The 11,544-nt window shown below is 73.0% G+C and carries 8 protein-coding genes; 7 read left to right on the top strand and 1 reads right to left on the bottom strand.

Annotated elements, in window-relative coordinates; translation table 11 throughout:
* Window positions 1-183: 183 nt before the first annotated feature.
* The 6 genes from miaA (at window position 184) to hflX (ending at window position 8,383) form a co-directional block, all read left to right on the top strand.
* The gene (gene miaA, locus ACFV0Q_RS03420) at window positions 184-1,122 is read left to right on the top strand and encodes a tRNA (adenosine(37)-N6)-dimethylallyltransferase MiaA (RefSeq protein WP_384999744.1); all 939 of its coding nucleotides are present in this window, start codon (window positions 184-186) and stop codon (window positions 1,120-1,122) included.
* Between the two features lie 111 nt (window positions 1,123-1,233).
* On the top strand, window positions 1,234-1,788 hold the full coding sequence (locus ACFV0Q_RS03415) for a hypothetical protein (RefSeq protein WP_384999876.1): 555 nt from the start codon (window positions 1,234-1,236) through the stop codon (window positions 1,786-1,788).
* A gap of 85 nt (window positions 1,789-1,873) precedes the next feature.
* Window positions 1,874-2,749 (top strand): diaminopimelate epimerase, encoded by an 876-nt coding sequence (gene dapF, locus ACFV0Q_RS03410; protein ID WP_384999741.1) that lies wholly within the window; start codon window positions 1,874-1,876, stop codon window positions 2,747-2,749.
* Window positions 2,750-2,889: 140 nt separating this feature from the next.
* On the top strand, window positions 2,890-4,980 hold the full coding sequence (locus ACFV0Q_RS03405; RefSeq protein ID WP_384999739.1) for a RelA/SpoT family protein: 2,091 nt from the start codon (window positions 2,890-2,892) through the stop codon (window positions 4,978-4,980).
* 189 nt (window positions 4,981-5,169) lie between these two features.
* Entirely contained in the window at window positions 5,170-6,723 is a 1,554-nt protein-coding gene (locus ACFV0Q_RS03400; protein ID WP_384999736.1) for a M1 family metallopeptidase, read from the top strand.
* Window positions 6,724-6,877: 154 nt separating this feature from the next.
* Window positions 6,878-8,383 (top strand): GTPase HflX, encoded by a 1,506-nt coding sequence (hflX, locus tag ACFV0Q_RS03395; RefSeq protein ID WP_384999733.1) that lies wholly within the window; start codon window positions 6,878-6,880, stop codon window positions 8,381-8,383.
* Window positions 8,384-8,528: 145 nt separating this feature from the next.
* Here hflX and ACFV0Q_RS03390 read toward each other — a convergent pair whose 3' ends face one another.
* The gene (locus tag ACFV0Q_RS03390) at window positions 8,529-9,710 is read right to left on the bottom strand and encodes a trypsin-like serine peptidase (RefSeq protein WP_384999730.1); all 1,182 of its coding nucleotides are present in this window, start codon (window positions 9,708-9,710) and stop codon (window positions 8,529-8,531) included.
* A 268-nt stretch (window positions 9,711-9,978) separates the two neighbouring features.
* Here ACFV0Q_RS03390 and ACFV0Q_RS03385 point away from each other — a divergent pair, with 268 nt between their 5' ends.
* Window positions 9,979-11,478 carry a diaminobutyrate--2-oxoglutarate transaminase family protein gene (locus ACFV0Q_RS03385; protein WP_384999727.1) on the top strand — a complete coding sequence of 500 codons (1,500 nt, stop codon included), beginning with the start codon at window positions 9,979-9,981 and terminating at the stop codon, window positions 11,476-11,478.
* Window positions 11,479-11,544 lie beyond the last annotated feature (66 nt).

The raw sequence follows: 11,544 nt of genomic DNA, 5'->3' as shown, positions 1-11,544 counted from the left end.
ACCGACTAAAAACGCCCATGTCTACTCCCATAACGTTACTCGTGCGGGTGAAGTTCCGCCTGGTCCGGCCCGGCCTCCGCCGGGCGTACGCCCGGCCCGAACCTCTTCAGGGCAACGACCCCCGCCGCACCCCGTCACGTAATCCGATCGGGTACATGCCGTTCGGTTTGCGAGACTGTCCCGGTGAGGAATGCAGCCCCCGCCCCGCGGGTCATCGCCGTCGTCGGTCCCACCGCGGCCGGAAAGTCCGACTTGGGCGTCGCCCTGGCCCGTCACTTCGACGGCGAGGTCGTCAACGCCGACTCCATGCAGCTGTACCGGGGGATGGACATCGGCACCGCCAAGCTGACGCTCGAGGAACGCGGCGGAGTCCCGCACCACCTCCTCGACGTCTGGGACGTGACCGAGACCGCCAGCGTCGCCGAGTACCAGCGGCTCGCCCGCGCCGAGATCGACAAACTGCTCGCCGAGGGACGCACCCCGGTCCTCGTCGGCGGATCCGGCCTCTACGTCCGCGGCGCGCTCGACGCCATGGAGTTCCCCGGCACCGACCCCGAGGTACGGGCCCGGCTGGAGGAAGAGGTCACGCTGCGCGGCCCCGGCGCCCTGCACGCCCGACTCGCCGCCGCCGACCCGGCCGCGGCGGCCGCGATCCTGCCCAGCAACGGCCGGCGCATCGTGCGGGCCCTGGAGGTCATCGAGATCACCGGGCAGCCCTTCACCGCCAACCTGCCCGGCCACGAGTCCGTCTACGACACGGTCCAGATCGGCGTCGACGTGGCCCGGCCCGAGCTCGACGAGCGGATCGCGCTGCGCGTGGACCGCATGTGGGAGGCCGGGCTCGTCGACGAGGTCCGCACCCTGGAGGCCCGGGGCCTGCGCGACGGCGTCACCGCCTCCCGCGCCCTCGGCTACCAGCAGGTACTGGCCGCCCTCGCGGGGGAGTGCACCGAGGAGGAGGCCAAGGCCGAGACCGTGCGCGCCACCAAGCGGTTCGCCCGCCGCCAGGACTCCTGGTTCCGCCGCGACCCCCGCGTCCACTGGCTCAGCGGAGCCGTCGCCGACCGCGCGGAACTCCCCGGACTCGCGCAGTCGTTGGTCGAACGAGCGGTTACAGCCTGATCACGTGATGGCATCGGGACGCTCCGGGCGCCCGTCCCGGGCCCGGGACCGTGCCATCATCAAACTTCTGAACAGCGGCGTACGAAGTCCGAGTGGGGAGGGCGCGTGGCTATGGAGGCCGGCCCTCGTGACACCGGGCGGGACGACACCAGGCAGGAAGCGGACCCGATGCTTCACAGCGCCCCCGGAGGGCCGGGCGGGTCCACCGGGACCGAGGTTCCGGACACGCCGGACGCTCCCGACGGCCTGGGTCTGCCCGCCGATCCCGCGCGGCTGACCCCCGACGGCCCCGACGCGCCCGAGCCCGGCGCGGAAGCCGCCTCCGGCCCCGCCGTCGAGGTCGAGCTCCGCCCGCAGCGCCGCCTGCGCCTGTGGCAGATCGCCCCCATCGTGATGCTGGCCGCCGCCGGATCCCTGATGTTCGCGTTCCCCCTCGCCTTCGAGTTCGGGGACGGGGGCGCCGTCGTCGCCATGCTCGGCTTCCTCATCAGCTCCTGCGCGGGCGGCTGGGGCATGATGGCCGCGCGCCGCGTCGGCTACACCTGGCCGGGGCTGCCGCCGCGCGGCAGCGGCCGCCGCCCCGACTGGCGCATGGCCGGGCTGTACGCGCTGGTCGCGCTGGCCGTCGTAGCACTCGCGGTCTACCGGGTGGCCCGGCTCCGCTAGCAGGCTCCGCCGGACGGTCCAGGGGCCGCTGACACCGCGCTGACCTGCCCCGACCGGGCCGGCCACCGCTCGGTACCATGGGCGGGTGACGCACACCACCCTCTCCTTCCTCAAGGGCCACGGGACCGAGAACGACTTCGTGATCGTCCCCGACCCCGACAACGCCATCGAGCTGCCCGCGAGCGCCGTCGCCGCCCTGTGCGACCGGCGCGCCGGCATCGGGGCCGACGGTGTGCTGCACGTGGTGCGCTCCGCCGCCCACCCCGACGCGGCCCACCTGGCCGACCGCGCCGAGTGGTTCATGGACTACCGCAACAGCGACGGCTCCATCGCCGAGATGTGCGGCAACGGCGTACGCGTCTTCGCCCGCTACCTCCACCACGCCGGCCACGTCGAGCCCGGCGACCTCGCCGTGGCCACCCGGGGCGGCGTCAAGGAGGTCCACCTCGACAAGGCCGGCGACGTCACCGTCTCCATGGGCCGCGCCGAACTCCCCGAAGGCGACGTCACCGTCTCCGTCGGTGACCGCACCTGGCCCGCGCGCAACGTGAACATGGGGAACCCGCACGCCGTCGCGTTCGTTGAAAGCCTCGACCAGGCCGGCGACCTGTACAGCCCCCCGCCGTTCAGCCCCGCCTCCGCCTACCCCACGGGGGTCAACGTCGAGTTCGTCGTCGACCGCGGCCCCCGGCACGTCGCCATGCGCGTCCACGAGCGCGGCTCCGGCGAGACCCGCTCCTGCGGCACCGGCGCCTGCGCCGTCGCCGTGGCCGCCATCCGCCGTGACGGCGCCGACCCCGCCGTCACCGGCGAACCGGCCACGTACACCGTCGACCTCCCCGGCGGAACGCTGCTCATCACCGAGCACCCCGACGGGCGGATCGACATGACCGGACCGGCCGTCATCGTGGCCTCCGGCGAGTTCGAGGCGGCCTGGCTCACCGAAACGGCTTTCGCCTGAAGATTCCCTCTCATGGGTGATCCGTTTCACGCTGAGCGAGAGGTGGACTGCGCCACGTGGTGGGGTCGGTAACATCAGGCACCGGCCCTGAGGGCTCACCCCATGCCCGCCACCGCCGGTCGAAGCCGTCGGAGGTGCCCATGAGTGCAGAGGCAACGAACCCCGAAGCACATGCCGAAATGCGCCCTGAGCTGCGCAGACGGGGCCGCACCCGGCTCGATCTGCGCCGCCTGGGGCGGGCGGCGCTGCTCGGCCCGGCGTCCCGGGACCGACTGCCGGACGCGATCGGGCACGTAGCAGAAGCGCACCGTGCCCACCATCCGGACGCCGATCTGTCCATTCTCCGGCGGGCGTACCTCCTCGCGGAGACCTCCCACCGCGGCCAGATGCGCAAAAGCGGTGAGCCGTACATCACACACCCGCTCGCCGTGACGCTCATCCTCGCCGAACTCGGCGCCGAAACCACCACCCTGACGGCCTCGCTCCTCCACGACACCGTCGAGGACACGGATGTGACCCTCGATCAGGTCCGCGAGGAATTCGGCGCCGAGGTCTGCTTCATCGTCGACGGCGTCACCAAGGTCGAGAAGATCGACTACGGCGCCGCCGCCGAGCCGGAGACCTTCCGCAAGATGCTCGTCGCCACCGGCAACGACGTCCGCGTGATGTCCATCAAACTCGCCGACCGGCTCCACAACATGCGCACCCTCGGCGTGATGCGCCCCGAGAAGCAGGCCCGCATCGCCAAGGTCACCCGCGACGTCCTCATCCCCCTCGCCGAACGGCTCGGCGTCCAGGCCCTCAAGACCGAGCTGGAAGACCTCGTCTTCGCGATCCTCCACCCCGAGGAGTACGAGCACACCCGCGCGCTCATCGCCGCGCACGCCGGGGACCGCGACCCGCTGCCCGCCATCGCCGACTCCGTGCGCGCCGTGCTGCGCGACGCCGGCATCGCCGCCGAGGTACAGGTACGGCCGCGGCACTTCGTCTCCGTCCACCGCATCGCCCGCACCCGCGGCGAACTGCGGGGCTCCGACTTCGGCCGGATCCTCGTCCTCGTCGCCGAGAACGCCGACTGCTACGGGGTCCTCGGCGAGCTGCACACCTGCTTCACCCCGGTCGTCTCCGAGTTCAAGGACTTCATCGCCGCCCCGAAGTTCAACCTCTACCAGTCCCTCCACACCGCCGTCGCCGTCCCCGAGGGGTACGTCGCCGAGGTCATCGTCCGCACCCGCCAGATGCACCGGGTCGCGGAGGCGGGCGTGATCGCCCTCGGCAACCCGTACACCACGGGCACCCCGCCGGAGGCCGCGGACTGCGAGGAGGAGCGCGTCGACCCCACCCGGCCCGGCTGGCTCTCCCGGCTCCTCGACTGGCAGCAGTCCGCGCCGGACCCCGACACCTTCTGGAGCGTGCTGCGCGCCGAGCTGGCGCAGGACCGCGAGATCACCGTGTTCCGCGAGGACGGGGGCACCAGCGGCACGATCAGCCTGCCCGCCGGGGCCAGCTGTATCGACGCCGCCTACGCCCAGTACGGCGAGGCGGCCCACGGCTGTATCGGCGCCCGGGTCAACGGGCGCCTCACCTCCCTGTCCGCCCCGCTCTCCGACGGGGACACCGTCCAGCTGCTGCTCGCCCACGACGCCTCCTCCGGGCCTGCCGCCGACTGGCTGGAGCACGCGCGGACCCCGGCCGCCCGGATCGCCATCGGCACCTGGCTCGCCGCCCATCCCGACGGCGCCGGTCCCGCCGCCGCGGCCCCCCGGGCGCCGCTGTCCGTGCCCGGCCTGCGGGGCGGCGGGGGCAACGCCGTCGTGGACCTCCCCGACGCCCACGTACGCCTCGCCGGCTGCTGCACGCCCGTGCCGCCGGACGCGGTCGCGGGATTCGTCGTACGGGGCGGGGCCGTCACCGTGCACCGCATCCACTGTCCGGCCGTGGCCCAGATGCGCTCCGTGGGCCGCACCTCGGTCGCCGTGCACTGGCGGGCCACCGCGGACTGCCGCGTCACACTGCTCGCTGAATCGTTCGGCCGCCCGCATCTGCTGGCCGATCTGACCGAGGCCATCGCCCGCCAGGGGGTCGAGGTGGTCTCCGCGACGGTGGAGCCGCCCGTCGAACAGCGGGTCCGGCACTCCTACACGCTGCAGCTGCCCGACGCGACGGGACTGCCCGCCCTGATGCGCGCCATGCGGGACGTGCCGGGCGTGTACGACGTCAGCCGGGCCTAGGGCTTCCGGGGGCCGGGGGCGACTGCCGGGCCGGCGGGGGATTCGCGCGGGTCGAGGCGGTGCGGGACGCCGTGAGGGGGCGTACGCCGGGGGAGTGCGTAGGCCGGTCCATGGCTGGGGCGACACGTTCGGGTGCCCCCGTCGCGCGCCGCTCGCGGGCGCGTCGCGGGCGCTGGTAAGCGGTGGTGGATGCAGCTCTCCTCCCCGCGCCTGCGCGCCGCCCTGCTCGCGGCCGCCTCCCTCACCCTCGTCGCCGCCGTGCTGCCCCCGCCGAAGCCGCTGGGCATCGGCGACCGGCTGTTCCCCGAACTCGGCAATCCGGGGTACGACGTCCTCTCGTACGACCTGTCCCTCACGTACAAGGACAACAGCAGCCCGCTCGACGCGGTGACCGCCATCGAAGCCCGCACCCTGGAACCGCTGGAGCGGATCAACCTGGACTTCACCCACGGAACGGTGGCGTCCGCCGAGGTCAACGGGGAGCCCGCGCAGTTCGAGAGCGCCGGGGAGGACCTCGTACTGACCCCCGCCCACGCCCTGGCGGCCGGCACGCCGCTGCACATCGCCGTCCGGCACACCAGCGACCCCCGCGGCCGCGCCGACGGCGGCTGGGTCCCCACCGAGGACGGCCTGGCCATGGCCAACCAGGCCGACGCCGCCCACCGCGTCTTCCCCTGCAACGACCACCCCGCCGACAAGGCCTACTTCACCTTCCGGATCACCGCCCCCGCCGGGATGACGGCCGTCGCCAACGGAGTGCCCAGCGCCCTCCCCGCCTCCGGCGCCGGCGGCGCGACCGTGTGGACGTACAAGACCGTGCACCCGATGGCCACCGAGCTGGCCCAGGTCTCCGTCGGCCGCTCCGCCGTCCTCCACCGCACCGGACCGCACGGACTCCCGCTGCGCGACGTCGTGCCCGAAGCCGACCGGGAGCGGCTGGAGCCGTGGCTGCGCAAGACCGCCGGACACATCGAGTGGATGGAGCAGCGGGTCGGCCGCTACCCCTTCGAGAACTACGGCGTGCTCATCGCGCGGGCCAAGACCGGCTTCGAGCTGGAGACGCAGACCCTCTCGCTCTTCGAGCACGGCCTGTTCTCCGGGGAGGGCTACCCCGAGTGGTACGTGGAGTCCGTCATGGTCCACGAGCTCGCCCACCAGTGGTTCGGCGACAGCGTGACCCCGCGGACCTGGTCCGACCTGTGGCTCAACGAAGGACACGCGACCTGGTACGAGGCCCTGTACGCGGACGGCCTCGGCAAGTACTCCCTGGACCGGCGCATGCGCGAGGCCTACGAGCGCTCCGACCAGTGGCGTGCCGCCGGCGGACCCCCGGCGGCACCCAAGGCGGCGGCCCCCGGCGAGAAGATCGGCCTGTTCCGGCCGGTCGTCTACGACGGGTCCGCGCTGATCCTCTACGCGCTGCGCCAGGAGGTCGGCGCCGAGGCCTTCGACCGGATCGAGCGGAACTGGGTGGCGGAGCACCGGGACGGGCTCGCCGGCACGGAGGACTTCGTACGCCTGGCCTCCCGGGAGGCGGGCCGCGACCTCGCGCCCTTCCTGCAGCCGTGGCTCTACGGGACGACGACCCCGCCGATGCCGGGGCACCCGGAGTGGAGCACCCCGGCGGCCCCCAAGCCGGGTCCGAAGACAGCGCCGAAGGCGGCTGCGCAGGCAGCCCCCGAGGCAGCTCCGAAGGGCGCCGGGGCCGCTCCGGGGCGGGGATCCGCCGGGAAAACGGTATGACGGGCCAGGAACGGGCATGTCACCATCGACAGGTCCGGCCGCCCCGGGAATCCCCGGACGGGGTGACGCGTTGGACGTGACAGTGTGATGTCACGCGCAGCGGTACCTTTGGCCTTGGCCGGCGCGGAAGCAATCGAATCGACGTAAGGATCCAATGACCTCCTCTTCTTCCCCTTCCCAGGACCCGCGGGACGCGCAGAACGTGCGGGACCCGCAGAGCTTCACCGAGAGCCTTCGGGCCGATGCCCTGATGGAAGAGGACGTCGCCTGGAGCCACGAGATCGACGGCGAGCGGGACGGCGCCCAGCTCGACCGCTCCGAGCGCGCGGCCCTGCGCCGCGTGGCCGGCCTCTCCACCGAACTCGAGGACGTCACCGAGGTCGAGTACCGACAGCTCCGCCTGGAGCGCGTCGTCCTCGTCGGTGTCTGGACCTCCGGGACCGTGCAGGACGCCGAGAACTCCCTCGCGGAGCTCGCCGCCCTCGCCGAGACCGCCGGCGCCCTCGTCCTCGACGGCGTCATGCAGCGTCGCGACAAGCCCGACCCGGCCACCTTCATCGGCTCCGGCAAGGCCCGCGAACTGCGCGACATCGTGCTGGAGAGCGGCGCCGACACCGTCGTCTGCGACGGCGAGCTCAGCCCCGGCCAGCTCATCGCCCTCGAAGACGTCGTCAAGGTCAAGGTCGTCGACCGGACCGCCCTGATCCTCGACATCTTCGCCCAGCACGCCAAGTCCCGAGAGGGCAAGGCACAGGTCGCCCTCGCGCAGATGCAGTACATGCTGCCGCGCCTGCGCGGCTGGGGTGCCTCGCTGTCCCGGCAGATGGGTGGCGGCGGCGGTGGCGGCATGGCCACCCGAGGCCCCGGTGAGACCAAGATCGAGACCGACCGGCGGCGGATTCGCGAGAAGATGGCGAAGATGCGCCGGGAGATCGCGGAGATGAAGACCGGCCGCGACATCAAGCGGCAGGAACGGCGCCGCAACAAGGTGCCCTCGGTCGCCATCGCCGGCTACACCAACGCCGGCAAGTCCTCCCTGCTCAACCGCCTCACCGGCGCGGGCGTGCTGGTGGAGAACGCACTGTTCGCCACCCTCGACCCGACCGTCCGCCGGGCCGAAACCCCCTCCGGCCGGGTCTACACCCTGGCCGACACGGTGGGCTTCGTCCGGCACCTGCCCCACCACCTCGTCGAGGCGTTCCGCTCCACGATGGAGGAGGTCGGCGACTCCGACCTCATCCTGCACATCGTGGACGGCTCGCACCCGGCGCCGGAGGAGCAGCTGGCGGCCGTACGCGAGGTGATCCGCGAGGTCGGCGCCGTCAACGTGCCCGAGATCGTGGTCATCAACAAGGCCGACGCCGCCGACCCGCTCGTCCTGCAGCGGCTGCTGCGCATCGAACGGCACTCGATCGCCGTCTCGGCGCGCACCGGCATGGGCATCGAGGAACTCCTCGCGATCATCGACGCCGAACTGCCGCGGCCCGAGGTCGAGGTGGAGGCCCTGGTGCCGTACACCCGCGGCGGGCTGATCGCCCGGGCGCACGCCGAGGGCGAGGTCATCTCCGAGGAGCACACCCCGGAGGGCACCCTGCTCAAGGCCCGGGTCCACCAGGAACTGGCGGCGGACCTGGCACCGTACGTGCCCGCCAAGCGGTAGGCGGACACCGCACCGTATGACGGAGGGCCCCTCCCCTGAGCGAGGGGCCCTCCGTCATACGGTCATGTCACAGCCTGAACTCACAGCCTGAACTCACTGCTTGAGTTGGCTGCTTGAGCTCACTGCTCGGACTCACTGCTCGGACTCACTGCTTGAACTTGTCGCACACGGCCTCGTAGATGCCCTTCGCCTCCGGACCCAGCCGGGGTCCGGCCAGCCAGCCGGCCTTGGCGGGACCGATCGAGGTGTTCGACACCAGCGCCGGCTTGCCGTCGGCACCCGCCGCGACCCAGCCGCCACCGGAGGAACCTCCGGTCATCGTGCAGCCGATCCGGTACATCACCGGGTCCGCCTGGGTCAGCGCCAGCCGGCCCGGCTTGTCCGCGCACTGGTACGCCTTCTGGCCGTCGAACGGAGTCGCCGCCGGGTAGCCCGTCGCCGTGATGCTCGCGACCTTCGGCACCGCCGGGGCGTTGAACTCCACCGGGAGCGCCGTACCGACGGTCTCCTCCAGCGACTTGCCGCCGCCCTTCTCCGGGGTCACGTGCAGCACCGCGAAGTCGTACGGGGCACCCGCGCCACCCGTCGGACCGCCGCTCGCGATCCACTGGTCCGAGGTCTGCGCCCAGTCGCTCCACCACACGCCGTACGGAGCCACCTGCTCGCGCGGCGCGCCCTTGAGCTGCGCGGCCGGCTTGCCCGCGTTGTTGTACGACGGGACGAACGCGATGTTGCGGTACCAGCCGCCGGCCTTGCCCGCGTGCACGCAATGGCCCGCCGTCCAGACCATGTTGGACTTGCCCGGGTGCGCCGGGTCCTTCACGACCGTCGCCGAGCAGACCATGGAGCCCTCGGGGCCGTCGAAGAAGACCTTGCCGGACGCCGGGACGCTCGAGTGGTACGGAGCGGCGGCCGCCTTGGCGGTCACGGGGAGCGGGGTCGGGTCGGTGACGCCCTGGTCCCTGCCCGCGTCGGGGTCGACCGCCGGGCGCTGCGGCTGCTCCGCGTCACGCATCCGGTCCGGGTCCCACAGGCCGTCGATGATCGGGTTGACGTAGTCGCCCGCCTCGCGGAGCCAGTCCTCCTTCTTCCAGTTCTTCCACGCACCCCCCTTCCACTTCTCCATGTCGAACCCGTGCTGCTTGAGCTTGTCCTTCAGCTCCTGCGGGATCTTGATCCCGTCCACGGCGCCGGACGGCAGGGGCGCGGCCACGGTCGGCTTGGCGTCGCCGCCTCCGGCTTCGCCGTCGCCGGGGCCGCACGCCGTGGCGGTCAGCGCGAGCGCGGCCACGGCGAGGAGCGCGGTGACCGGTCGGTTCGGTCGCATGTCGTAAGTCCCCCTGGTGTTTCGAGGTGTTGAGACGGTGTCGTACGGGTGGAACGCAGCACCCCACTATGCCGCCGTGAGGGAGGACGGCCGTCCCCGGGTCGGCGGTTCCTGCCCGCCGACGGTGCCGTCACGGACCGGTCCGCCCGTGTGCGCCCCATTTCTTCCGGCCCCGGCGGGGACTGGAGCGGTCAAGGATCTTCCGGGGACCCGTGATCCGCCGCCGTCACCGTCGTTGGTACGTACGGGGGACGGGACAGCAGCGTTCATGTTCGAGACGCAATCCGGAAGAGGAATCCGTGCGGGAGGACCGACAGTCGTGGCCTTGACCGAGCCGGCCGCAGCAGCGGCACAGATCCCGCCGCAGGTTCCGCAGCCGGTTCCGCTTCAGGGCCAGGCGGAGGGGCAGGCGGCGGGCCCGGCGGAGCGTCAGGCGCCGAGCCCGCCGCAGGTTCCGGCCCAGGGGAGCCGGGGGCCCGCCGCGGCCGAGGGCATCCTGCGCCGGCAGGCGCTGCGCGAATCCGCCGCCCGGACCTACGCCCGTTCCCTGCCCGTCGTCCCGGTGCGCGCGCGGGGGCTGACGATCGAGGGCGCCGACGGGAGGCGCTACCTCGACTGCCTCTCCGGCGCGGGCACCCTCGCCCTCGGGCACAACCACCCGGTCGTCCTCGAAGCCATCCGCGGGGTCCTCGACTCGGGGGCCCCGCTGCACGTGCTCGACCTGGCGACCCCCGTCAAGGACGCGTTCACCACCGAGCTGTTCGCGAACCTGCCGGCCGGGCTGGCCGCCGACGCCCGCGTCCAGTTCTGCGGCCCCGCCGGGACGGACGCCGTCGAGGCCGCGCTGAAACTGGTCCGCGCCGCCACCGGACGCTCGGGGCTGCTGGCCTTCGCCGGGGCATACCACGGCATGACCGCCGGAGCCATGGAAGCCTCGGGCGGCGCCACCGACGTACGGGTGACCCGGCTGCCGTACCCGCAGGACTACCGCTGCCCGTTCGGGGTCGGCGGCCCCGAGGGCGAGCGGATCGCCGCCCACTGGACCGAGAGCCTGCTGGACGACCCCAAGAGCGGGGTGCCCGTGCCCGCCGGGATGATCGTCGAACCCGTCCAGGGCGAGGGCGGCGTCCACCCCGCCCCCGACGCCTGGCTTCGCCGGATGCGGGAGATCACCGCCGCCCGGGGCATCCCGCTGATCGCCGACGAGGTGCAGACCGGGGTCGGGCGGACCGGCGCCTTCTGGGGCGTGGACCACGCCGGGGTGGTGCCCGACGTCATGGTCCTGTCCAAGGCGATCGGCGGCAGCCTGCCGCTCGCGGTGATCGTCTACCGCGCGGAACTGGACGTCTGGACCCCCGGCGCCCACGCCGGAACCTTCCGCGGCAACCAGCTCGCCATGGCCGCGGGCACCGCCACCCTCGCCTACGTCCGCCGCAACGGCCTCGCCGAACGCGCGGCGGTGCTGGGGGAGCGGATGCTGGCGGCCCTGCGGGGCCTTGCCGCCGACCAGCCCTGCATCGGAGACGTGCGCGGCCGCGGCCTGATGATCGGCCTCGAACTCATCGACCCCGCCACCGGCGCCGCGGCCCCCGCCCTCGCCGCGGCCGTCCGCCAGGCATGCCTGGACCGCGGCCTGATCGTCGAACTCGGTGGCCGCCACTCCAGCGTCGTGCGCCTGCTGCCCCCGCTGACCCTGACCGACGAGCAGGCCGCAGCCGTCCTGGACCGCCTGGCCGACGCCCTCCCCGCCGCGTCCCGCCGCCCCTGACCACCCCCGAAGGACCCCCATGCCCACCCCCGCAAACACCCCCCAGCCCACACCCCCCCTCCCGAC

This window comes from Streptomyces sp. NPDC059564 (assembly GCF_042735575.1).
Classification (GTDB): domain Bacteria; phylum Actinomycetota; class Actinomycetes; order Streptomycetales; family Streptomycetaceae; genus Streptomyces.
This window is presented reverse-complemented; position numbering and strand designations above follow the sequence as displayed.

Coding starts and splice junctions, on each gene's coding strand:
- ACFV0Q_RS03385 (WP_384999727.1), top strand. CDS start 9,979: ATGTTCGAGACGCAATCCGGAAGAGGAATCCGTGCGGGAGGACCGACA.
- hflX (WP_384999733.1), top strand. CDS start 6,878: ATGACCTCCTCTTCTTCCCCTTCCCAGGACCCGCGGGACGCGCAGAAC.
- ACFV0Q_RS03405 (WP_384999739.1), top strand. CDS start 2,890: ATGAGTGCAGAGGCAACGAACCCCGAAGCACATGCCGAAATGCGCCCT.
- ACFV0Q_RS03400 (WP_384999736.1), top strand. CDS start 5,170: ATGCAGCTCTCCTCCCCGCGCCTGCGCGCCGCCCTGCTCGCGGCCGCC.
- ACFV0Q_RS03415 (WP_384999876.1), top strand. CDS start 1,234: ATGGAGGCCGGCCCTCGTGACACCGGGCGGGACGACACCAGGCAGGAA.
- ACFV0Q_RS03390 (WP_384999730.1), bottom strand. CDS start 9,710: ATGCGACCGAACCGACCGGTCACCGCGCTCCTCGCCGTGGCCGCGCTC.